Origin of the sequence: Paenibacillus sp. FSL R5-0623, from assembly GCF_037974265.1 — a bacterium.
Lineage (GTDB): Bacteria > Bacillota > Bacilli > Paenibacillales > Paenibacillaceae > Paenibacillus.
In genome coordinates, this window is record NZ_CP150233.1 from 1,864,218 (window position 1) to 1,887,644 (window position 23,427).

The 23,427-nt window shown below is 45.8% G+C and carries 19 protein-coding genes; 17 read left to right on the forward strand and 2 right to left on the reverse strand.

Features of this window, described 5'->3' with window-relative positions; all coding sequences use genetic code 11:
• Positions 1-292 precede the first annotated feature (292 nt).
• From MKY92_RS08665 to MKY92_RS08680, 4 genes are all read left to right on the forward strand, one after another.
• Entirely contained in the window at positions 293-1,831 is a 1,539-nt protein-coding gene (locus tag MKY92_RS08665; RefSeq protein ID WP_210107588.1) for an ABC transporter ATP-binding protein, read from the forward strand.
• Positions 1,824-2,903 carry an ABC transporter permease gene (locus tag MKY92_RS08670; RefSeq protein WP_036610168.1) on the forward strand — a complete coding sequence of 360 codons (1,080 nt, stop codon included), beginning with the start codon at positions 1,824-1,826 and terminating at the stop codon, positions 2,901-2,903. Before MKY92_RS08665 ends, MKY92_RS08670 begins: the two co-directional genes overlap by 8 nt.
• Positions 2,904-3,866, forward strand: a complete 963-nt coding sequence (locus tag MKY92_RS08675) for an ABC transporter permease (protein WP_091014847.1) — start codon at positions 2,904-2,906, stop codon at positions 3,864-3,866.
• 214 nt (positions 3,867-4,080) lie between these two features.
• Positions 4,081-4,494, forward strand: coding sequence for a hypothetical protein (locus MKY92_RS08680; RefSeq protein ID WP_339300257.1), 414 nt, complete (start codon positions 4,081-4,083; stop codon positions 4,492-4,494).
• A gap of 6 nt (positions 4,495-4,500) precedes the next feature.
• On the opposite strand, the gene MKY92_RS08685 is transcribed toward MKY92_RS08680, so the two are convergent.
• The gene (locus tag MKY92_RS08685; protein WP_339300258.1) at positions 4,501-4,947 is read right to left on the reverse strand and encodes a GNAT family N-acetyltransferase; all 447 of its coding nucleotides are present in this window, start codon (positions 4,945-4,947) and stop codon (positions 4,501-4,503) included.
• A gap of 589 nt (positions 4,948-5,536) precedes the next feature.
• Between MKY92_RS08685 and ilvB the strand changes: the two genes are divergently transcribed.
• The 4 genes from ilvB to MKY92_RS08705 all read left to right on the forward strand — a co-directional run bounded on the left by ilvB (position 5,537) and on the right by MKY92_RS08705 (position 10,702).
• Complete coding sequence (gene ilvB, locus MKY92_RS08690) at positions 5,537-7,288, forward strand: biosynthetic-type acetolactate synthase large subunit (protein ID WP_339300259.1); 1,752 nt, start codon at positions 5,537-5,539, stop codon at positions 7,286-7,288.
• Positions 7,285-7,767: an acetolactate synthase small subunit gene (gene ilvN, locus MKY92_RS08695; protein WP_024628317.1), complete on the forward strand. Its 483-nt coding sequence runs from the start codon at positions 7,285-7,287 to the stop codon at positions 7,765-7,767. The genes ilvB and ilvN overlap by 4 nt, the downstream gene beginning before the upstream one ends.
• A gap of 261 nt (positions 7,768-8,028) precedes the next feature.
• On the forward strand, positions 8,029-9,021 hold the full coding sequence (gene ilvC / locus MKY92_RS08700) for a ketol-acid reductoisomerase (protein WP_036669754.1): 993 nt from the start codon (positions 8,029-8,031) through the stop codon (positions 9,019-9,021).
• Positions 9,022-9,160: 139 nt separating this feature from the next.
• Entirely contained in the window at positions 9,161-10,702 is a 1,542-nt protein-coding gene (locus tag MKY92_RS08705; protein WP_339300261.1) for a 2-isopropylmalate synthase, read from the forward strand.
• Between the two features lie 260 nt (positions 10,703-10,962).
• On the opposite strand, the gene MKY92_RS08710 is transcribed toward MKY92_RS08705, so the two are convergent.
• The gene (locus MKY92_RS08710) at positions 10,963-11,943 is read right to left on the reverse strand and encodes an aldo/keto reductase (protein ID WP_221822893.1); all 981 of its coding nucleotides are present in this window, start codon (positions 11,941-11,943) and stop codon (positions 10,963-10,965) included.
• A 233-nt stretch (positions 11,944-12,176) separates the two neighbouring features.
• Between MKY92_RS08710 and leuB the strand changes: the two genes are divergently transcribed.
• From leuB to MKY92_RS08755, 9 genes are all read left to right on the forward strand, one after another.
• A complete protein-coding gene (leuB, locus tag MKY92_RS08715) occupies positions 12,177-13,262 on the forward strand; it encodes a 3-isopropylmalate dehydrogenase (RefSeq protein ID WP_017689651.1) in 1,086 nt (361 codons plus the stop codon).
• Between the two features lie 277 nt (positions 13,263-13,539).
• Positions 13,540-14,079 (forward strand): peroxiredoxin, encoded by a 540-nt coding sequence (locus tag MKY92_RS08720; RefSeq protein ID WP_036610146.1) that lies wholly within the window; start codon positions 13,540-13,542, stop codon positions 14,077-14,079.
• 355 nt (positions 14,080-14,434) lie between these two features.
• Complete coding sequence (locus MKY92_RS08725; RefSeq protein WP_221822895.1) at positions 14,435-14,851, forward strand: hypothetical protein; 417 nt, start codon at positions 14,435-14,437, stop codon at positions 14,849-14,851.
• 448 nt (positions 14,852-15,299) lie between these two features.
• Positions 15,300-16,406 (forward strand): ATP-binding protein, encoded by a 1,107-nt coding sequence (locus tag MKY92_RS08730; protein WP_338592902.1) that lies wholly within the window; start codon positions 15,300-15,302, stop codon positions 16,404-16,406.
• 122 nt (positions 16,407-16,528) lie between these two features.
• A complete protein-coding gene (locus MKY92_RS08735; RefSeq protein ID WP_017689647.1) occupies positions 16,529-17,494 on the forward strand; it encodes a MoxR family ATPase in 966 nt (321 codons plus the stop codon).
• A 4-nt stretch (positions 17,495-17,498) separates the two neighbouring features.
• Positions 17,499-18,614 carry a DUF58 domain-containing protein gene (locus MKY92_RS08740; RefSeq protein ID WP_339300262.1) on the forward strand — a complete coding sequence of 372 codons (1,116 nt, stop codon included), beginning with the start codon at positions 17,499-17,501 and terminating at the stop codon, positions 18,612-18,614.
• The gene (locus MKY92_RS08745) at positions 18,611-19,924 is read left to right on the forward strand and encodes a DUF4129 domain-containing protein (protein WP_339300264.1); all 1,314 of its coding nucleotides are present in this window, start codon (positions 18,611-18,613) and stop codon (positions 19,922-19,924) included. Before MKY92_RS08740 ends, MKY92_RS08745 begins: the two co-directional genes overlap by 4 nt.
• Positions 19,925-20,007: 83 nt before the next feature.
• Complete coding sequence (locus tag MKY92_RS08750; RefSeq protein WP_047842252.1) at positions 20,008-20,964, forward strand: aldolase catalytic domain-containing protein; 957 nt, start codon at positions 20,008-20,010, stop codon at positions 20,962-20,964.
• A 288-nt stretch (positions 20,965-21,252) separates the two neighbouring features.
• Complete coding sequence (locus MKY92_RS08755) at positions 21,253-23,379, forward strand: EAL domain-containing protein (protein WP_339300266.1); 2,127 nt, start codon at positions 21,253-21,255, stop codon at positions 23,377-23,379.
• The last annotated feature ends 48 nt before the right edge of the window (positions 23,380-23,427 follow it).

Below are 23,427 nucleotides of genomic sequence, written 5' to 3' on the forward strand. Positions count from 1 at the left end.
TCTTAGTCGCAAATGAATAATCATTGGGGCCGGTCTTGACCGGCCTTATGATTGCAAGAACAGGAACATTTGATCAAGTCATGATAACAATTGTACAAGCTTATTGTGCACCAACGCTCCGGTAGGAGCTTTTCTTAAGATAATGGAATTGATATGTTCTGAATGAGCTGAACCATTCGATTATCGCAAGAAAAACTTCAGCTAAGCGCGGTCTGTCTTCTTTGAAAGTACGTCGATAGACGTTTTTTTTACGTTTGCGGAACCACACTATATCAGTTATAAGGGTGATTACATGGGTGCAGCAACCCCCGTCGTTGAGTTAAAACAAATTACGAAGCGTTTCCCAGGCATTGTTGCCAACGACGCCATCAGCCTTCAGCTTCGTAAAGGCGAGATCCATGCGCTACTGGGCGAAAACGGCGCTGGTAAGTCAACGTTGATGAATATTGTATTTGGTCTCTATCAGCCAGATGAAGGTTCCATTGAAGTGAATGGCAAGCCTGTCATCATCGACAGCCCTAACCGAGCGATCGATCTTGGCATAGGCATGGTGCATCAGCATTTTAAACTTGTACAGCCGTTCACGGTAACAGAGAACATTATTTTGGGATCTGAACCAACGAAGGGTCTCAATATTAACTATAAAAAAGCAGCCGCTGAAGTTCAGCGTCTTTCCGAACAGTATGGACTTAAGGTGAATCCTCATGCCAAAATTCATGATATTTCTGTCGGAATGCAGCAACGTGTAGAGATTGTTAAAACATTGTATCGCGGTGCAGACATTCTGATTTTTGACGAGCCTACAGCCGTATTGACTCCTCAAGAGATCAAAGAACTGATGATCATCATGAAGAAGCTTGTATCTGAAGGAAAATCCATTATTTTGATCACGCACAAACTGAAAGAAATCATGGAAATCTCCGATACGGTAACGATTATTCGACGGGGGAAAGTGATTGATTCGGTCAAAACTTCGGAAACAAATCCGAATGAGTTGGCAGAGAAAATGGTGGGGCGGAATGTCACATTCAAAGTGGACAAAAAACCGGCTACACCTGGAGCCAATGTGCTCGAAGTCAGTAAATTAACGGCTAAGAATAAAGAAGGTATTTCGGTTCTGAACCAACTTAACCTGAACGTACGTGCAGGAGAGATTGTCGGAATCGCAGGCGTGGATGGTAACGGCCAAAGTGAACTGATTGAAGCCCTTACTGGACTTCGTAAAGTAGAGAGCGGTTCAATTCTTTTGGAGGGCAAGGAGCTGTCCAATCATTCTCCGCGCCATATCTCGGAGTCGGGTGTAGCCCACATTCCAGAAGATCGACATAAACACGGACTTGTACTTGATTTTTCAGTGAGTGAAAATATCGTTCTGGAATCGTATTATAAAGCACCATACACCCGTAAAGGGTTCCTTAACTTCGATGCCATCAAACAGCAGGCGAAGCGGCTTGTTGAGGCATTTGACGTGCGTACACCAAGCATCGAGACCAAAGCTCGGTCCTTGTCCGGAGGAAACCAGCAAAAGGCCATTATCGCCCGTGAGGTAGATAAAAACCCTGAACTGCTTATTGCTGCGCAACCAACACGTGGTTTGGATGTAGGGGCTATTGAGTTCGTGCAAAAGCAACTGATTGCACAGCGCGATCAAGGGAAGGCTGTTCTGCTGATTTCATTTGAGCTTGATGAGATTATCAATGTATCTGACCGAATTGCTGTTATTTATGAAGGCCAGATCGTTGGCGAGGTGCTGCCGGAAGAAACCAATGACAGGGAGCTCGGCTTGATGATGGCGGGCAGCACCCAAAAGAGAGGTACTGCGCATGAATAACGTATTGAAATGGTTTACCCGAGATTCATTTATTTTGCCTGTAGTAGCTATTATTATGGGTCTTATTCTCGGTGGAGTTGTCATGCTGATTGGTGGCTACAATCCAATTGAAGCCTATGGTGCACTGTTCACCAAGGTATTTGGTGACATGTACAACTTTGGTGAAGCAGTACGGGAAATGACACCACTAATTATGACTGGACTTGCATTTGCATTTGCATCACGTGCAGGGTTGTTTAATATCGGGGGAGAAGGTCAATTTCTCGTTGGTATGACCGCTGCAACATTTGTTGGTGTTAAATTTGCAGGTTTGCCGATCTACCTTCATGCGCCACTGGCTTTGATTGCCGGTGCATTGTTTGGTGGTCTGTGGGCCGCTATTGCTGGTTATCTGAAGGCGGCACGTGGGGTCAATGAAGTTATCAGTAGTATCATGTTGAACTGGATTGGTCTGTATCTGGCCAACCTTATCGTACGCCAATTCTTGCTCTTGAAGGGCGAGAATCGTTCCGTGGATATCAGCGAATCGGCCTCGATTAGTTTGACATGGCTCTCTGAGCTGATGGGCAATTCCCGTGTACACATGGGGACGTTGATTGCCCTTGTGATGGCTGTGCTCTTTTATATCTATATGTGGAAAACAAAACAAGGTTATGAAATCCGCGCGGTAGGTTACAACCCTAATGCGGCTGAATATGCAGGTATGCATGTTAACCGGAATATCGTAAAAGCGATGTTTATCAGTGGTATGCTTGCCGGCCTTGGTGGTGCATTCCAGGTTCTTGGTGTGTTCCAATACCAAACCGTAATGTCGGGTTCACCGGGAACAGGCTTTGACGGAATTGCGGTTGCCCTGATTGGTTTGAATCATCCGTTTGGGGTGTTATTGGGGGCAGTGTTGTTTGGTACCCTCACGTACGGATCTGCAGGTATGAGTTTTGCTGCGGATGTTCCGCCTGAGATTATTCGGATTGTGATCGGTTCGATTATCTTCTTCATTGCGGCACAAGGCATCGTGCGCTGGATACTCAAACCGTTCTATTCGAAGCGTAAGAAAGAGAAGGTGTTGTAGATGGACTTGTTGACAATTGGGCAAATTATCAATACGACGCTTGTCTTTGCTACGGCATTGATTTTTGCATCACTCGGCGGAATTTTTTCGGAAAAATCAGGTGTAACCAACCTTGGACTTGAAGGTTTTATGGTCTTTGGTGCCTTTGCAGCTGGAATCGGAGCACATTATGCTCAAGAAGCGGGCATGGGTGGAACGACATCGGCATGGATGGGGGTTTTGCTCGCGATTGTATTGGGCGTACTGGTATCGCTGATTCATGCCGTTGCGTCTATTACATTTAAGGCAGACCAGATTATCAGTGGTATCGTCATTAACTTTTTGGCGGCAGGAAGTACGTTGTATTTGGTTAAACTGTTGTTTGAAGGTTCTGGCGATTCACCGTTGGTTCAAGGCTTCAGCAAGTTTGATGTGCCATTGTTGAAAGACATTCCTTTGCTGGGAGAAGCCTTCTTCAAGAACGTATATCCAACGACATATCTGGCCATTCTATTCGTATTCCTGACGTATTACATCATGTTCAAAACGCCATTTGGTCTGCGCCTTCGTTCTGTTGGTGAACATCCAAGTGCGGCGGATACGGTTGGTGTTAAAGTGCTTCGTTATCGCTATATTGGCGTGATGATCAGTGGTGCACTAGCCGCTATTGGTGGAGCTGCGATTACGTTGACGACTACCGGTACATTCTCACACAATACGGTTTCCGGCCAAGGTTATATTGCCATTGCAGCTATGATCTTTGGTAAGTGGAATCCGATTGGTGCCTTTGGTGCGGCTGTCTTCTTTGGATTCTCACAAGCGATCCGAAACTATGTACAGTTGTTTGAATGGTCACAAAGTATTCCCCAGGAAATTATTTTTATGTTGCCTTACCTGCTTACCATCATCGTTCTCGTTGCAGCGGTTGGACGTTCTTCGGCTCCGTCTGCACTCGGTGAAGCTTATGACCCGGGTAAAAGGTAAACTTGCAATATGTCAATTTACTATCCAAAAGCTTGATAAAAGGGTCCGCCTTGCGCGGGCCTTTTTTGTTTCCTTGAGCGTCACCAAGCCACTTTTTCACGTTTAACTTGGTTCTCGTGCAGATACCCATATTTTCAGGTAGGGACAAAGAAACAGGCGAATTCAGTGATGGACGAATACACTGTTTTGAACGATCCGAGGAGGAGGGGAAAGTATGAAACAACAAGTTACGCGTGATGAAGCGATGAAATTAATAGGCAAAAATATTGTTGCAATCAAAAAAGACGGCACTCGGGTTACGGGAAAGCTGTTGAAAGTATCGGGCAACAAACTGGTGCTGAAGCGTCTGAATGGCAAAAAAGTACGTACAAAAGCGATACTGCCACTGGTATTGTTTGATCTGCTTGCTATTGCCACACTGCCTTATGCTTATGGAGGTGGTCCCGGCTTCGGTCCCGGATATGGACCTGGACCAAAACCAGGCCCTGGATATGGTCCAGGCTACGGACCGGGATATGGTCCAGGCTACGGACCGGGATATGGACCTGGAGGACCTGGTGGCGGATATGGACCTGGTCCTGGATTCGGCCCTTATGGCCCAGGTCCACGTCCACCAGGATTTTTCTAGGACATTCTATAAATTTTTTTCCAATTCGTAGCAACGGCTTATCATGATGTATCGAATCGCGCTGTATCCATTTTTTTGATAAAACTGAAGCCCTTTGGTATTGCCCTCATCCACCATAACTTTAGACCTTCGACAACCCCGGGATGCCGCAAAGCTCTCTGCTTTGAGCAACAAAGTTTGCCCATAACGTTTGCGTTGTTCTTTCGGACTAACGGCCATCATATCGACATAGAGCAATTCCCCATGCATGAGAAAATGGATGAATGCCACAGCAGCTTTGTCTGGCTCCGGCGAGACAACAAAGGTCATGCCCCTGTTCATTCGCAGGGGTATTTCTTTGCGGATTTTATTGATTTCCTTTTCGCTCATATGGGATAAAGGAACAAGTTGAGTGTCAATCAGCTTCATGATGGCGCCATCATCCAGCTTGGATGTGCGTTGCCGAATCACCATGCGGAGCCTCCTTTCAGGACCAGTCGTGCTGCTCGTATATCCTATGCCCGAAGCAAGATAAAAGGTGACTGAATGAAGCGCTGGGATTAGGGCTGAAGAGGGAAGAAGGAAGGTTCTCTGAATTTTTATGCAAAACAGGTATTGACTTATCGGTTGGAGGAATCATATAATGTTCCTAACATTTAACGAGAATATTTCATCGGCTATGAAGAGGACGAAGTTTTAAGGGCTCTTTTGCTCAGAGAGTGGCTGGAATTGCTGAAACCACCACCATTATCCCTTATATACGAGCTCACCTCGGAGCTGTTTTCCTGAAAAGCACTGGATGTCACTCCTTTCGCGTATTAGGGAAAATCGTATGTCTGCGTTACAGACAACAGGTATGGGAAACGACTATGTTCGTTTGAGCTATTCGTTTTGTTGTACCTGGTAAGGTCCGTTATTGCGAAATTTCGGACAAAGTTGGGTGGTACCACGGAAGCGATAACCTTTCGTCCCTCGCAAGCATGAACTTGTTTGCAGGGGATGGAAGGTTTTTTTTGTAACTTTAAATGTCAGAATGGTGTAAATTCCGAGAGGAGGATGACTAATGGGAGCTCAAATTCCAGAAGTACGATCAACAGATGAATTACGTGAAAAATGGATGAAGCCGGAGGTCATTAGCGGTTCCGAGATTCTGCTGAGAAGTTTGTTGCTTGAAGGTGTGGATTGCGTATTTGGTTACCCGGGTGGCGCAGTGTTGTACATTTACGATGCAATGTATGGTTTCGAGGATTTCAAACACGTCTTAACCCGTCACGAACAAGGTGCAATTCATGCAGCTGACGGATATGCACGTGCAAGCGGCAAAGTTGGTGTTTGTATCGCTACCTCCGGGCCGGGAGCAACCAATCTGGTTACTGGAATAGCCACGGCATATATGGATTCTGTGCCGCTAGTTGTCATTACGGGAAATGTTAATTCCAGCCTGATCGGCTCGGATGCTTTCCAAGAAGCGGATATTACTGGGATTACAATGCCGATCACCAAACACAGCTATCTGGTAAAAGATGTTAAGGATCTGTCGAGTATCATTCATGAGGCTTTCCATATTGCCAACACCGGCCGTAAAGGTCCTGTACTGATCGACATTCCAAAAGATGTCTCAGCCAACAAAACCTTGTTTGAACCGAGCACTGAACCTGTTACATTAAGAGGGTACAATCCACGGACAGTACCAAACAAACTGCAGGTTGACCGTTTGGCTCAGGCCATTCAGGAAGCAGAACGTCCAATGATTCTGGCCGGTGGCGGTGTGGTATACTCGGGAGGACATGAAGAACTGTTCGAGTTTGTTGAGAAGACAGGCATTCCGATTACGACAACCCTTCTGGGGCTTGGTGCATTCCCAAGTGGGCATGAACTATGGACAGGGATGCCAGGAATGCACGGAACATACACATCCAACCTGGCCATTCAAAATGCGGATCTGCTGATTAATATCGGCGCACGATTCGATGATCGGGTAACAGGTAAGCTGGACGGATTCGCTCCACATGCCAAAATCGTTCATATCGATATTGATCCGGCTGAGATTGGTAAAAACATTGCAACCGATATTCCAATCGTTGGTGATGTGAAGACCGTACTTGAAATAGCCAACAAAGAAGTTGGACGTGCAGAGCGTGCAGATGCATGGAGAGACCAGATCAAACAGTGGAAACAAGAGAAGCCATACAGCTATACGGATTCAGACGAAGTGCTGAAACCGCAGTGGGTTGTTGAAATGTTGAATGATACAACCAAAGGTGAAGCGATTGTGACTACGGATGTGGGACAACATCAGATGTGGGCGGCACAATATTACAAGTTTAATCAACCACGTTCATGGGTAACTTCGGGTGGTCTCGGAACGATGGGCTTTGGATTCCCTTCTGCCATTGGTGCTCAGATGGCCAATCCGGACAGACTTGTTATCTCCATTAACGGTGACGGCGGAATGCAGATGTGTTCCCAAGAACTCGCAATCTGTGCTATTAACAATATACCGGTAAAAATTGTGATCATTAACAATCAGGTACTCGGAATGGTTCGCCAATGGCAGGAACTGATCTATGAGAACCGTTACAGCCACATTGATCTGGCAGGAAGTCCGGATTTTGTAAAACTGGCTGAAGCATATGGCGTGAAAGGATTACGTGCAACGAATAAAGAAGAAGCAGCGCGTGCTTGGCAGGAAGCTTTGGATACACCAGGACCAGTCGTTGTAGAATTCGTAGTACGCAAGGACGAAAATGTGTATCCAATGGTTCCGCAGGGAGCAACAATTGATCAAATGCTGATGGGGGATGCTGACGAATGATTAGACATACGATTTCAATATTGGTAAACGATCAGCCAGGCGTCCTTCAGCGTGTATCAGGGTTGTTCGGTCGACGCGGATTTAACATTGAGAGTATTACAGTAGGTCAATCGGAAGAACCTGGACTCTCCCGGATGGTTATTGTTACCATTGGTGACGATAAAACACTAGAGCAGATTGAGAAACAATTGTACAAAATCATCGATGTTATTAAAGTGGTAGATTTCAGCCTGAAACCGATGGTAGCCCGTGAACTCGCCCTGATCAAAGTGAAAGCAGAGCCTTCCGAGCGACCTGAAATTCTGGGTGTGGTAGAAACATTCCGCGCATCCGTTGTAGATGTTGGTCCAGGCAGCCTGATTGTGCAAGTAGTCGGAGATACGGACAAAATTGATGCTATGATTGAATTGCTCAAGCCATATGGCATTCGCGAATTGTCCCGTACAGGCATCACTGCATTGGTACGCGGCAACGTATAAAGCTATAATGAATGAAGAGGGACGACGGTTAGCTAACATATACAGTTGATCTTATGTGAGTGTCAGTCCCCTAACAGTTGTAATTTAACATTTTAGTGATGTAACGCTTGAAAATATAGCTACATTCCCGCATTAATGGGCGGGTGTCTGAACGGATCGGATCAGACCAGAGATGCTTTTGACACTCCAAGCGAGGCGGTCCCTTGAGACACCCGCTCATTAATGAAGGGTTCTTTACAATACAAAGGAGGACTTATAAACATGCCAGTAACTACTTATTATGAACAGGATGCAGAGCTTAACGTATTGAAAGGAAAAACGATCGCGGTAATCGGTTATGGTAGCCAGGGCCACGCCCAAGCTCAAAACCTTCGTGATAGTGGATTGAACGTAGTCATCGGACTTCGTGAAGGTAAATCCTTCGACACTGCAAAAAATGATGGATTTGAAGTTCTGTCCCCGGCTGAAGCAACAAGCCGTGCAGATGTAGTTCAAATCTTGCTGCCAGACGAAACTCAAGCTTCTGTATACAAAAACGAAATCGAACCAAACCTGAAAGAAGGCGCTGCATTGCTCTTCTCACACGGTTTCAACGTTCACTTCGGTCAAATCGTTGCTCCAAAAAACAGCGATGTATTGCTGGTAGCTCCTAAGTCCCCTGGTCACATGGTACGTCGTACTTATGTGGAAGGTTTTGGTGTACCAGGCCTGATCGCGATTGAGCAAGATGCAACGGGTAAAGCAAAAGAAATCGGTTTGGCTTATGCTAAAGGTATCGGTTGTACACGCGCAGGGGTTATCGAAACTTCCTTCCGTGAAGAAACAGAAACAGATCTGTTCGGTGAGCAAGCTGTTCTGTGTGGTGGCGTGAGTGCATTGGTAAAAGCTGGATTCGAAACATTGACAGAAGCGGGTTACGCTCCTGAAATGGCGTACTTCGAATGTCTGCACGAACTGAAGCTGATCGTTGACATGATGTATGAAGGCGGACTTTCAAGCATGCGTGATTCCATCAGTAACACAGCTGAGTACGGTGACTATGTAACTGGACCTCGCGTTGTAACTGAAGATACGAAGAAAGCAATGAAAGAAGTGCTGACGGATATCCAACAAGGTAAATTCGCACGCGACTTCATTCTGGAAAACCAATCCGGACGTGCATTCTTGACAGCAACTCGTCGTAACGAAGCTGAACACCCAATCGAAGTGGTTGGCGGACAATTGCGTGAGATGATGCACTGGATCAAGAAGTAAGCATTAACTTCTAGAACATGCACTTAAAGGTATTCAAGTAAACTTAGAGCTTTAACTGGGAATAGCGGCCGTGCTTATGCGTGAGCCGCTATTGCTGGTTCAGAGAAACATATAATAACAAGTACAGGAGGTGCGAAGCGTGCGTAAAATCTATGTGTTTGACACAACGCTGCGTGATGGAGAGCAATCCCCGGGAGTCAATCTGAACACTCGTGAAAAGGTGGAAATTGCCCATCAGCTCGAGCGGCTTGGCATTGACCGGATGGAAGCGGGTTTCCCGGCGGCATCTCCAGGTGACCTGGCAGCTGTCAATGCAGTAGCAAATGCAGTCAAAAATGTGACCGTAATTGGCTTGTCCCGTTCCAGAGAACAAGACATTGATGCGGTTAAGGAAGCACTTAAAGGTGCACAGGACCCGTGCATTCACGTTTTCCTGGCAACTTCACCCATTCACCGCCAGCATAAATTGCGCATGGACAAAGCGCAGGTACTGGATACAGCTCGTTCCGCGATTCGTTATGCCAAGAAAACATTCTCGAAGATTGAATTCTCACTTGAGGATGCAGGTCGTACCGAGTATGATTTCCTCGTGGAAATGGTAAATATGGCTGTTGAAGAAGGTGCAGCCGTTGTGAATATTCCGGATACGGTTGGTTACCTGAGCCCATATGAATACGGCAACATTTTCAAACACCTCAAGGAGAATGTACACGGTATTGAAAAGGTACAGCTGAGTGCCCACTGTCATAATGACTTGGGTATGGCGACCGCGAATACACTTGCAGCCATTCTCAACGGAGCCGATCAGATCGAAGGGACGATCAATGGTATTGGTGAACGTGCCGGGAACACGGCGATCGAGGAAATTGCTATGGCACTGGAGACACGTCAGGAATTTTTCCAGGCGAAAACTTCGCTGCAGTTGTCTGAGATTGCACGGACCAGTCGTTTGGTTAGCCGTTTGACAGGTATGGTTGTACCTGGAAACAAAGCCATTGTTGGGGCAAATGCCTTCGCACATGAATCCGGCATTCACCAGGATGGCATGTTGAAGGAAAAAACAACGTATGAGATTATGACTCCAGAGTCCATCGGTCTGAAGGAAAGCAAACTTGTACTGGGTAAACATTCTGGTCGACATGCTTTCCGTGAAAGGTTGATTGATCTGGGATATGAGCTGGAAGAAGAAGCATTGAATCGTGCTTTCGCCCAGTTCAAAGATCTGGCTGATAAGAAAAAAGAAGTGACTGATGAAGATCTGCTCGCTCTAATTGAAGAGAAATTGCAGGATGCACCTGAGGTGTATAAACTGGAATCCATCTTCGTAACGTACGGAGATGAATCGATACCAACAGCCAAAGTCCGCATTGCGACGCTTGACGGGGATACAATTGAGAAGCAAGCAGAGGGTAACGGATCGGTAGATGCAATCTACAATGCGATTGACCAAGTAAGCGGGGAAGACGTAACGTTGTCTGACTATTCCATCAAATCGGTAACACATGGTAAGGATGCATTGGGTGAAGTACATGTTGTGCTGACTCAGAATCAGGTTTCGGTACAAGGACGTGGCGTAAGCACAGATATATTGGGTGCAAGTGCACGTGCCTATGTAGACGGCCTGAATCAATTGATTGAGAAGCGCAAGACATATACGAACCGTGTAAACGTTAACCTGTAGGCTCCGATGCAAGAAGCACGCAGCCTTCATTGAACTGAACTATAAGCCGAGACACATGTATGCTGCTAGAATGATTAATTTTTAATTTAATTAATTTAGTAGATCGTTCGGCTTACTTTGTTACGTTCAGTGAGGTACGTAAAAAGTCTGACTCTCCTGTGGAGGGTCAGACTCTTTTGCTTGTATTTATATGATTATGGCAGTAAAACACAGTGCGAGTTGCACGCCTAACTCTCAAATTGGCTTACACTACCAAACTATTACCACGCGTATGCATTAGGTGCATGTCCACCTGGACCCGGGAAAATCTCATCCAGACGTTTGAGCACAGCTTCATCCAAAGTCACGTCCAGACATTTGAGTGCGGTCTCAAACTGCTCCAGTGTACGCGGTCCGATAATCGGGGCGGTCACTGCCGGATTGGCTGCAACCCATGCCAAAGCCACCGTATCCTGTGGTTCACCGAGATCACGACAGAGTGCAGCAAAGTCTTCAAGCTGAGTTTGCTGCTGCTCGATCCGTCCAGCGATGCCCCCGCTGCGTGTTCCTTCCAGCTTCTGCAGAGCATTACGTCCCAGTAATCCACCATCCAGTGGACTCCATGGAATGACGCCGAGGCCCAGCTCTTTGGCAGCGGGCAGTACTTCCAACTCAGGCAAACGACAGTTGAGACTATATTTATGTTGCTCGGAAACCAGGCCGAGGAAATGACGATTCTTGGCTTCGCTTTGAGCGATTGCAATCTGCCATGCAGCAAAGTTACTCGATCCTACATAACCGATTTTACCCTGATGAACGGCATTCTCAAATGCACCCCACAGTTCATTCCATGATACGGCTGGGTCTACATGATGCATCTGGTATAGCTCGATATGATCCGTCTGTAAACGGCGGAGGGAACCCTCCAGATGCCGTCTGATTTTGTAGGCGGAGAGGCCAGCTTCGTTGTTGGGGCCGTCTGTATCATCATGCATGGAGCCATAGACTTTGGTGGCCAGAACCACTTTCTCACGTCTGCCACCACCTTGGTTGAACCAGCGTCCGATAATTTCTTCGGTAAGACCGGAATTCTCTCCCCAGCCGTAGATGTTAGCGGTATCAAAAAAGTTCACGCCTGCATCAAGTGCTGCGTCCATAATGCGAAAAGCTTCTTTTTCATCTGTAGCAGGCCCAAAATTCATGGTACCGAGACAGATTCGACTGACCTTGAGGCCTGATTTACCCAAATACGAATATTGCATGTTGCTTATCCCTCCTGCGTACCTGATTTGAATTCAGCTATATTTTACCCCACCGGGAGGTCAGGAACAACTTGTGCAGGCTAATCTCTATTAGCTTATAGGTAAAATCTATTAAAGTCATAGATTGTATATCTTGGTCAAATGACCTTGGAATATGATACAAAAGAGAGAGTTAATATGAGACGTTACTTTATGAATAAATAATGAATGAAATATAAGGAGTGGACAACCCAATGGCAGACGTAAAAAAAATTGCAGTTATTGCAGGTGACGGAATTGGCCCTGAAGTCGTAGCTGAGGCTGAGAAAGTTCTTAAACGTACGGAGGAAGTATTCGGTTATCGTTTTGAGACAGAACATGCGCTGTTTGGCGGTATTGCGATTGATGAGAAGGGTACACCTCTTCCTGAAGAAACACTGAGCGTATGTAAAAGTGCAGATGCAGTCCTGCTTGGAGCGGTGGGTGGTCCAAAATGGGATAACAACAGCAAAGAGCTTCGCCCGGAAACAGGCCTGCTGGGTATTCGCAAAGCACTTGGATTGTTCTCCAACCTGCGTCCGGCTGTCGTATTTGATTGCCTGAAGGATGCTTCAACGCTGAAGCCTGAAGTACTGGAAGGTACAGATCTGATGGTGGTACGTGAGTTGACAGGTGGGATCTACTTCGGTGAGAAATTCAGACGTGAAAGTGCACAGGGCGAAGAGGCTGTGGATACATGTGCATATAATGTAACAGAAGTGGAGCGGATCGTTCGTCAGGCGTTCGAAATTGCGCAAGGACGTCGCAAAAAGCTGGCTTCTGTAGACAAAGCCAACGTATTGGAAACTTCCCGTCTCTGGCGTGAAGTCGTGAACCGGGTAGCACCGGATTATCCGGATGTTGAATTGGAGCATGTACTGGTAGACAACTGCGCGATGCAATTGCTGCGTCGTCCGTCCAGCTTCGATGTCATCGTAACGGAAAACATGTTCGGAGATATCTTGAGTGATGAAGCAGCGATGTTGACGGGTTCCATCGGTATGCTCGCATCTGCATCACTGGGAGAGGGCAGCTTCGGACTCTATGAGCCGGTACACGGTTCTGCACCGGATATCGCAGGTCAAGGCCTCGCTAATCCAATTGCAACCATTCTCTCTTTGGCGTTGATGTTCCGCACAACCTTTGGTTATGCAGAAGGTGCGGATGCCATTGAAGCAGCTGTGTCGGATGTATTGAACGCAGGACATCGCACGAGTGATATTGCTGTAGACAAGAGCACAGCGATCAGCACAACCGAAATGGGCGATTTGATCGTGGCGGCTATTCAGAAACAAGCGTAATTATATTACCAACTACAGGCAGCCCTTTGTTTCCAGTTATGGAATGTACAGAGGGCTGTTCCTTTATCATTTTTGCCACGAAAAATCCTTATTTATAATGATTATAAAAAAATAATGTTTATAATCTTGACTTTGGGAAGTCCGGATGATAACATTTTACTTGTACTTGTTATCAAGTATCAAATCATTTTAATTACAGGAAAAGCGTACGCGTTTTTCTTGATGATGAGCAATCCGCAAGGATGCTTACATAATCCCAAAGGAGGAATTTTTAGTTATGGCAGAACGTTTGGTAGGTAGACCAGCACCGGATTTCGCAATGGAAACAGTATCGGGAGACGGACAAGACTTTGGTTCCGTTAAACTGTCCGATTATCGTGGCAAATGGCTTGTATTCTTCTTTTATCCTTTGGACTTCACATTTGTGTGCCCAACTGAAATTACAGCTTTGAGCGTTGCTTCCGAGCAATTCAAAGCTTTGGATACTGAAATCCTTGGCGTGAGTGTAGACTCTGTACACAGCCACAAAGCATGGATCAATACACCTGTAGACAGCAATGGTCTGGGTCAATTGAACTTCCCGCTGGCTTCTGACATCACGAAGCAAGTGGCTAAAGATTACGGCGTTCTGATCGAAGAAGAAGGCGTAGCATTGCGCGGTCTGTTCATCATCGATCCAGAAGGCGAATTGAAATATCAAGTGGTTAACCACAATGATGTAGGCCGTAGTGTTGAAGAAACACTTCGCGTACTGCAAGCACTGCAATCCGGCGGATTGTGTGCAATGAACTGGAAACCAGGCGACACTAACCTGTAAGCCAGATTAACTTGAACGGTTTTTGTTCAAGCCCTCATCCCGTTAGGGATTGAGGGCTTTTTGCACCCTTTTGACGGTAGTTATCACGAAGTTAATCAAAAGTGTTTGAACAAGCAGCTAAGCGTGTTAATAATATATTAGAAGAAAGTCTTCTTTTTATCTGTTGAAAGAGGAATTGATGGCCTTTAAGGCGAATAGGGTATGGAAACCCGGTAAATATTCCGGTGCTCTGCATTTATAATCTGTACATGAATGTGATACACTGATGGAACTATTCCTTTTCGGAAGTGCTGGAAGTGTACGGGATGGCATTTTAACAAAAAAGTCCCGGCACGAATAAGGAGGGTGAACAAAAATGAGTTACTGTTGTGGGGCAAGTATGGTTGGAACGAAGGGCACGCTGAAGCATTACCGCACCCAGGTTCATAATGTTCCCCTGCTGTTTTGCCCGGTGTGTCACCGGGTTGAGGTGCATTATAAAGTGGAAAATGAATATGAAATTCTCGCTGAATATGCGCATGGAGACGGTGCATCCGAGATCGATTTTCAGGATTATGTAACAGAAGATGAAGATGCGATTTTCGAAAACTGTGTAAACCGTGAGAGTGAGGATGCCATGGTCATTGTGCAGCGCCAGATTGATATGGCTCTGGATTTGCTCAGGCTCGCGAAGGAAACCCAAGACGAGAAGTGGGAAAGCGAACTTAAACGTCGATTAGCTGTCATGAGTCAGCGCAGACTGAAAATTCAGCATAATAAGACCGGACTATAGATGATCTCGGATATATCACCAATTAAAGATATTAAAAACGAAGCTGATTTGCCTATGGGGGTGAAACGGCTTCGTTTTTGTGCTGTATTCTGGAACTAATTCGAGGTTTTTTTTAAAATAATTTCCATTCGACACTTTCTCCGATTGACTCTCTTCTATAAACTTGTCTATGATAAAAACAGACTTGCAAAAGAGGCGGAGCAAAAAATGTTCGTGTTTGGGAATAGGAGAAGGTCAGAATGGGACAAACGTATATGATTTTCCGGATCAACTGTTGGTTACCGGGAATAGACCAGCAAGAGTTCCGGCCATGCCATCCATATTTTCGGCTCAGCCCCCCAACGAAAGGGCACCGGTAATGAACAATAAAATCGGCCCTTCCTGTTTCTGTGATGATATGATGTCCGAATGGCAAGTTTATCATTTACGTGAAAAGGAGGAACCTGACATGATTAGTGAATTTCAGGATACAGTGCCTCAACCAACGGATGGATTCCCGCCTGTGCATCTGGATAACAACAAGTACGAGAATGTACTGGAACATCTGGATAGCGGTATTATGTTGTTTGACAGTCACGGTGTATTGACGTTTATTAACGTTCAGATGGCAAAGTTGTTGGAACTTCCAAGAAGTCTGTTGAGCGGCTGCACCCTGATGCAAATGCTGCATCATCCACAGATGAGCCGATTCAAGAAAAAGAAAATTTTACGTATCTATCGGGAAACTATTTTTCACCGTAAGCGCTATCATGAGTTGATTGATGAATACGGAAGGCATTGGCTGGTTACTGTGACGTACGGTGATCAGATGGATGGTGACTTCTTGTTCAGCGTCAAGGATGTATCTGATTATAAACAAATTGAACAGACCGCTTATCAAAATGACAAACTTGCGATGCTGGGGCGAATTTCAGCATCTATTGCTCATGAAATTCGTAATCCGTTGACTGCAATCCGTGGGTTCATCCAACTGCTCAGGCCCCATTTGCTGCAGCTCGGCAAAGACGAGTACGCTCGAATCATACTGACGGAGATTGATCGGGCGAATGACATCATCTACGAATTTTTGAATTCTTCCAAACCGTCAGCTCCACAGAAGACCGTGATATCCGTCGACTCTTTGCTCAAAGAGGTGGTCTTGCTGACCGAAAGCGAAGGGTTGATGAAGGGATGCGAGATCGTACTGGATGAAGGGGATGCCCCGCTGAATGTGTCCATTGATGTCAAACAGATTAAGCAGGTTATTTTGAATATGGTGAAAAACGCAATGGATGCCATTGAGGAAGTTGGCGAAGAACACACGGGTCTAATTCGAATATCTACCGCCACGGAAAACAAGTTCGTGCAGATCTCCATCGCGGATAACGGTCATGGGATGGACCATAACACGCTTGTACGTCTGTTTGATCCATTCTTCACGACCAAGGAGAGCGGGACGGGGCTTGGACTTTCGGTGAGTTACCGAATCATCAAGAATCATGGAGGCACCATCTCTGTGGATAGCAAAAAGGGCGAAGGCACGCGGTTTATGATTATGTTACCCTTGGTATATTGAGAAAAGCGGGGGAGTCAAGGAGTTGGCCATTTGCCAACTCCTTTGTTTTATGTTGCCAATAAGGGTTATAGTTAGTAATGAATGCGAATACATAAGCTCCATAACGGAAGGATGAGATGCAGATGGAAATCCAAGGAATGGAACGAATGAATCAACAATTGATGGATCACGTGGGAAAAGTGATTGTGGGAAAAGAGCATACGATAGAGCTGGTGATGACAGCCATCATAGCGTCAGGACATGTGCTGCTGGAGGATGTACCGGGTACTGGGAAAACGATGCTTGCCAAATCGGTAGCCTCTTCATTGGACTGCACATTCCAACGCATACAGTTTACACCGGACTTGCTGCCCTCTGACTTAACAGGGATTCATTTTTTTAATCAAAAAGAAGGGGATTTTGAATTCCGACCCGGCCCCTTGTTTGCCAATCTTGTACTAGCAGATGAGATTAACCGTGCTACACCGCGTACACAATCAAGCTTGCTGGAGTGTATGGAAGAGCGCCAGATCAGTATTGACGGTTCAACGAGACAGCTGGAACGGCCTTTCATCGTTATCGCCACCCAGAATCCTGTAGATAACCAGGGAACTTTTCCGCTACCTGAAGCGCAGATGGATCGTTTTATGATGAAAATTCGTATGGGTTATCCAAGCAGTGAAGAGAGTGTAGAAATTTTGAGACGTACGGTAGCCAGTCGTTCTGTTGATGATCTCTCGGCAGTGATCAGTCGTGAAGAACTTTTGAAGGCGCAGGATACGTATAAAACAGTGCAAATCAACGAAGATCTGCTACGATATATCATTCAGTTAACCGAAGCGACAAGGCAACATCCAGAGCTCTCGCTTGGCGTAAGTCCACGAGGGGCTCAGGCATTACTCAAGGCAAGTCAGGCATGGGCTGCACTGCATGGCAGAGACTTTGTTTTGCCTGATGATATTAAAGTACTGGCGGAACCTGTGCTGGCCCACCGACTGGTATTCCGTAACCGCATCAGACAACAAGAGGGCTTGGCTGAGCGTATCATCCAGGAACTTCTGAATCAGACAGAAGTGCCTACGGAGAATCTCGCTACAAGCGGGCGTTAATCTTATGGCATTATTATGGCTTGTCCTTGTTGGAGGCATTGTCGTTGTTATACATGGTGTGTGGTTTGGACGACCTGCACTGCGAAAACTCAGGTACAGCAGACAATTCAGCAAGCTGCGTTGTTACGCTGGAGATGAACTTGAGATGGTGGAGACGATATCAAATGAGAAACGAGTCTCCGTACCGTGGCTCAGACTTGAATCGATGATGCCAGTGTCGTTTGTATTTCGTTCTGGCTCAGGTATGGATATTAGTCAAGGCGAGATCTATCAGAACCATAAGAGTATTTTTACGTTAAAACCGTTTACTCGTATTACGCGCAAGCATCCTTTTACATGTACTCAGCGTGGAATTTATCCATTAAATACAGCAACGATGACAGGTGGGGATCTCTTTGGCGTGTGGCGTTCCACCAAACCGATTCCTTTGCAAATGTCTATGATCGTGTATCCTTCATTAATGAATGCAGAGGATCTTCCTGCAATTTATCAGGTATGGCAGGGAGAAGTGGAAGTATCACGATGGATCGTTGAAGATCCTTTCTTGATCCTGGGTGTTCGGCCTTATGGTGCAGGCGACCCTATGAATCGTATTCACTGGAAAGCGAGTGCACGTACAGGTGAATTACAAGTCTACAAGCAGGGATGGACAGCTGATCCGCAATCCTGGATTGTAGTCAACATTCAGGAATCTGCAGATATGTGGAGTGTTGTCACTCGACCGGAGAAGATTGAACGGGCTCTGCGTTACGCTGCCACGGCTGCAGTGGATGCCATCGGTAGAGGACTACCGGCAGGCTTCGCTCATAATGGTTATCATGTGGGTGGAGGCCGCGATACACTTCGGATTGAGCCGGATTATGGCACGCCCCATCTGGAACGGTTACTGGAAGCTATGGCAGAGACAGAGTTGAAATGTATGGTGCCCATGGAGCAATTCCTGAACGATGAAGTACGTCTGAATGAAGAAGCACAGCAAATCCGCAGCTATCTGCTGATTACATCCTATGTATCTGCCGCTATGGAGCACGAGATTGCACGTCTGCACGAACAAGGACATCGTGTAACGATTCTCCCGGTGGAGGACGTGAAGGGTAATACGAAGGCGGTGAGTGCATGAGGAACAGACCGGTAGCGACGACCAAAGGACTCATAGCAATGCTTGCCGTCTTGATGGCTGGCATATACCTTTTTCCGATATTTACGCTTGCTTCATTTTACGCAATGGAACATTTACCGTTCACATTATTCATCCTGGTTGTTCTTGTAGGTTGGTTGGGACAGTTCATTCAGCATAAAATTCCAGGTTTTAGCGAGAAGAATACATTCATTCGTGGAGTAACGGCACTCGTCATAGGATTTCTCTTCGCACTCGTTGTTGGGATGAGCCTTATTCTCCCGTTGCCGGATATCATCACATTGGTACTGTGTGGAGTCATCTCGGCTTATGCAGGTCTGACCTGCCAGCCCGTCTTTCATTCTGTGTTGTTATGGCGCTTGCAGATTATGGGTGTAATCAGTGCGATCGTGCTTATGATTGCTTCGAATTCGTTGGAATTCATGCAGCCGATACGAACCTATACCCTATGGATCTATATTGCGGGAGTGATCAGCTTTGCCTTTTGGCTGGTTGGACGATATATGCTGCAACTGGATCAGGCAATACTCAATGACGGCAAGAGAAGATTGGTATTAAGAGACTTTGCACGTGCGAATCATCAGCGGTTCATGTGGATGTTTATTGTTATCGTCGCGATTGGTGCGTTCCCAAGTCTGGCTGCCTGGCTGGGGCCGCTACGTGACCGCTTGCTTGCATGGATCAGGGGATGGTTTGGTCCGATTTCTGGTGAGGAGCCACGATTACCAATGGACAACCCCAATCAGCCGCTAAATATACCGAATGACTGGAGAGAGCCGCCATCCGAGCCCTCAGTCTTCTGGAACATCCTCGGATGGGTAGTGATGTGTGCTGTAGCAGGAGCAATTCTGTGGCTGCTTCTGAGGTTGGGACAAAAAACGATAAACAGACTTATGGATCGATTCAAGGGGATGTTACAACCAGGTGAAAAGAAGGCAGAACCACGGACGGAGTATATCGATGTCAGTGAGACGCTTGATGCGCCAGCAAAAGTCCGAAAGAATTGGTTTCGAAAAAAAGAAGCGCCACCTGCACAGGATGCTGAACGTGTTCAGTATTACTATCGGACTTGGATTGAAAGAGCTGCTCATCGAGGTGTGGTAATACAGGGGACGCACACTCCGCTGGAAGCCGCACAGACCATTATTCAGAATGGTGTGAAGGTAGAAGAAGATGAGCTGTCTGCGAGACTGCCAGATACGTATAATGCCGTTCGTTATGGAGAGAAAGCTCCCAATCATTCCGATATGGTTGAGATTGACCGAATCTGGAGATCTTATCGAAGTAAATAAGTCCGGAATCCCTTTACTTTTCTTGTCACGTTCAAGTATCATGAGAGGAATACACAAGTTGGTCAGAAAAGGAGCAGACATTAATGAAGACAAATCATTGCAAAATTGTAGATTGTACGATCCGTGATGGCGGATTGGTGAATAATTGGGACTTTAGCGTGGACTTTGTTCAACAGCTATATGCTGGATTGAATGAAGCTGGCGTTGATTATATGGAAATTGGATATAAGAACTCTCCGAAGTTGCTTAAAGGTGCCGAGGAAGCAGGACCATGGCGTTTCCTGAACGATGATTTCCTGCGTAAAGTTATTCCTCAAAAAGGCAATACCAAACTGTCTGCACTGGTTGACGTAGGTCGTGTGGACGAAAATGATATCTTGCCTCGCAGTGAGAGCATGCTGGATCTGATCCGGGTTGCCTGCTACAGCAAAGATGTAGACAAGGCACTTGCACTGGTTCAAACATTCCATGATCGTGGATATGAAACCACACTGAATATTATGGCACTCTCCAATGTTATGGAGAATGAATTGCTGGAAGCATTTGAATTGATCAAAGAAAGCGCTGTGGATGTTGTTTACATTGTAGACTCCTACGGCAGCTTGGATCATAATGATGTGAAATATCTGGTAGAGAAGTTCAAGACTCACTTGCCTAACAAGCGTCTTGGTGTTCACACACATAATAATATGCAGCTTGCGTTTTCTAACACATTGGTTGCGGCAGAACTTGGCGTTGAACTGCTTGATGCTTCTGTGTATGGTATGGGACGTGCGGCAGGAAACTGTCCAACCGAATTGCTCGTAGCTCATCTCAAAGGAACAAAATACAACTTGCGTCCAGTACTTGGTGTATTGGAACAGTTGATGGTTCCACTGAGAGAAAAAGAAGAATGGGGTTACATTCTGCCTTACATGATTACAGGTGCGTTGGACGAGCATCCACGTTCAGCGATGGCGATTCGTTCATCGGAAGACAAGGATAAGGTTGTTGATTTCTATGATAAATTAACAACACCAGAAGTGAATTTTGATAAGTAATATAGTCTGAAATACAGTTGCCAAATAGGAAAACATGGACTCTAACTGGAGATCCATGTTTTTTTAGTTCTTAATGCCTTGTTTTTCTCTATATTTATGAATAAATATTCCTAGGAGCAACTATTTTTTAGTTCACGTATACAAAATTAAATGTTATTATGTACCAGATAGCATGTGTATGCATGTGAATTGAACGTTGGTTAATATGATTTTTGTCGAATCGTGTAGTAAGTTTTAAGTTTGGTTAATGTAATTCAGGATAGGTGATCCCGGGAAGGAAAACACGGCATGAAGGTTAATCTGCAAGATCAGAGAAACATAAGTTGGGTCGCTGTGTGCGGCTTATTGTGTTTCCTCGCAAGTCAATGGTTTCGTTCTTCTTCAAGCTCTGATCTGATCATATCGGGTTATCCGGTTTTGACACTCTTGGGTGGATTTGCTGCGGTAGCGGCTTGTATCGGCATTTACAATCAAAGCTGGTTGTTTCGGACACAGAAGCTAACGCTTCGGAGGGCATTATTGACAACACTCTTTTTATTGATTGGTCTGTTTGAACTGGTTCATATTGTTTCATTTGCAGAAGAGATCCCAAATGGAGCCATGATGGAATCGGAGTTCTCCTTAATGATGTCAACCATGAAATCTTTGGTATGTTCAGTAGGTTTACTGCTCGTGTATACCTTAAATGAGAATGAAATTGCATTACCACGCAAATTCTTACTGTTCAGTGGGACATTGGGTACCTTTGTTATTTTGTACATACTGGCTATTCAGGAATGGAGCATGTTGCCGAGTATGCTTGACGGGGAAGTGCTGGGTGGTATCTTCACCCGAGTTCATCTTATGGTCGGATTGCTCTATGGCATTATTGCGGTTCTTATGTTTGTGCAATGGAAAAAAACCAAAGATGCTGATCTACCAACCATTCTATGTGGCATTCTGTGTTTCTTTTTTGGTGAATGTTATTTTGTTTCAGCAACTGGGGTGAACGATCTCAATCTGTTATTAGGATTGCTGAGTAATTGTATGGCATATTTTTTCATTCAAAAAGGGCTGTATACGTCCGTAGTGGACACGCCTTTCCTGCAACAGCAGGTGGCGGAAGCCAAGATGAACTATATTGCTCATCATGATGATGTAACGGGACTTCCAAACCGTCGTCGCCTTTCACAGCGGTTGAAAAAAATGATGGATGATGCCGTGGTGCAGGAACAGCTTGTTGGTGTACTGGTCCTGAATATTAATCGGTTCAAGACCATTAATGATTCGCTCGGACAGCAAGCAGCTAACCGGGTTTTGCGTCAGGTAGGTCAACGACTGAAACATTCGTCACTTCCAGGAGAAGAAGTCTTTGGATTGGGAAGAGATGAGTTTGCATTAACGATGACAGATTTTAGTTCAACCGATACAGCGTTGCGTCGGACAAGATCTATTTTGCAGCTTTTTGAGAAGCCCGTCTTGGTTGATGGCAATGAGTATCATCTTACACTTGGAATCGGGATGGCCATTTTCCCACATGATGGGGAGACACCACTGGAGATTATTCAGAATGCAGATACGGCTTTGCACAGTGCAAAGGAACAAGGAATGGAACTGAATCGTTTTGCCCATGCGATGCAGATGAAGGCACAGGAGCGTTTGCAGCTTGAGAATGATCTGCGCAAAGCGTTGGATCGGGGTCAGTTCTACCTGGTCTACCAGCCGCAGGTTAATCTGCAAAGTGGACTAATCGTTGGCATGGAAGCTTTGGTGCGTTGGCAGCATCCGCAGCGAGGCTCGGTATCTCCGGCGGAATTTATTCCTCTGGCAGAAGAGAGTGGGCTCATTGTGCCACTTGGCGAATGGGTGCTTCGTGAGGCATGTACACAGAACAAACAGTGGCAGGAAGCCGGTTATCGTAAACTGTGTGTTTCGGTGAATCTGTCGATGAGACAATTCAGGCACTCCCATTTGTTGGACAATATCAATGGCATTCTCAAAGAGACGGGACTAGAGCCTGTATGGCTTGAACTGGAGATTACAGAGAGCATGACATTTGATAAAGACCGGTCATTCGAACAGTTGCGCAAAATCAAAGAAATTGGTGTGCATATCAGTATTGATGATTTTGGAACGGGATACAGCTCGTTGCACTATCTGAAGGATCTGCCGATTGATCGGCTCAAGATTGACCGTTCATTCGTCAATGAAGTCATGGAGGACAGCAATAACGCCGCGATCGTATCTACCATCACCTCAATGGCGCATCATTTACAACTGAAAGTCACAGCTGAGGGCGTGGAGAACGAAGATCAGATGGTCTTTCTTCGCAATCAACACTGTCACGAGGCTCAGGGTTATTTCTTCAGCAAACCGATTAAAGCCGCTGAATTTGAAAAGCAGTTTTTGAGAGATGTGGATAAGCCTACAGGATAGGGAACAGCGGGGGTGCGAGGGTGCTCCTGCTTTTTTTGATGGATTCGT

Coding starts and splice junctions, on each gene's coding strand:
- MKY92_RS08665 (WP_210107588.1), top strand. CDS start 293: ATGGGTGCAGCAACCCCCGTCGTTGAGTTAAAACAAATTACGAAGCGT.
- MKY92_RS08670 (WP_036610168.1), top strand. CDS start 1,824: ATGAATAACGTATTGAAATGGTTTACCCGAGATTCATTTATTTTGCCT.
- MKY92_RS08675 (WP_091014847.1), top strand. CDS start 2,904: ATGGACTTGTTGACAATTGGGCAAATTATCAATACGACGCTTGTCTTT.
- MKY92_RS08680 (WP_339300257.1), top strand. CDS start 4,081: ATGAAACAACAAGTTACGCGTGATGAAGCGATGAAATTAATAGGCAAA.
- MKY92_RS08685 (WP_339300258.1), bottom strand. CDS start 4,947: ATGGTGATTCGGCAACGCACATCCAAGCTGGATGATGGCGCCATCATG.
- ilvB (WP_339300259.1), top strand. CDS start 5,537: ATGGGAGCTCAAATTCCAGAAGTACGATCAACAGATGAATTACGTGAA.
- ilvN (WP_024628317.1), top strand. CDS start 7,285: ATGATTAGACATACGATTTCAATATTGGTAAACGATCAGCCAGGCGTC.
- ilvC (WP_036669754.1), top strand. CDS start 8,029: ATGCCAGTAACTACTTATTATGAACAGGATGCAGAGCTTAACGTATTG.
- MKY92_RS08710 (WP_221822893.1), bottom strand. CDS start 11,943: ATGCAATATTCGTATTTGGGTAAATCAGGCCTCAAGGTCAGTCGAATC.
- leuB (WP_017689651.1), top strand. CDS start 12,177: ATGGCAGACGTAAAAAAAATTGCAGTTATTGCAGGTGACGGAATTGGC.
- MKY92_RS08720 (WP_036610146.1), top strand. CDS start 13,540: ATGGCAGAACGTTTGGTAGGTAGACCAGCACCGGATTTCGCAATGGAA.
- MKY92_RS08725 (WP_221822895.1), top strand. CDS start 14,435: ATGAGTTACTGTTGTGGGGCAAGTATGGTTGGAACGAAGGGCACGCTG.
- MKY92_RS08730 (WP_338592902.1), top strand. CDS start 15,300: ATGATTAGTGAATTTCAGGATACAGTGCCTCAACCAACGGATGGATTC.
- MKY92_RS08735 (WP_017689647.1), top strand. CDS start 16,529: ATGGAAATCCAAGGAATGGAACGAATGAATCAACAATTGATGGATCAC.
- MKY92_RS08740 (WP_339300262.1), top strand. CDS start 17,499: ATGGCATTATTATGGCTTGTCCTTGTTGGAGGCATTGTCGTTGTTATA.
- MKY92_RS08745 (WP_339300264.1), top strand. CDS start 18,611: ATGAGGAACAGACCGGTAGCGACGACCAAAGGACTCATAGCAATGCTT.
- MKY92_RS08750 (WP_047842252.1), top strand. CDS start 20,008: ATGAAGACAAATCATTGCAAAATTGTAGATTGTACGATCCGTGATGGC.
- MKY92_RS08755 (WP_339300266.1), top strand. CDS start 21,253: ATGAAGGTTAATCTGCAAGATCAGAGAAACATAAGTTGGGTCGCTGTG.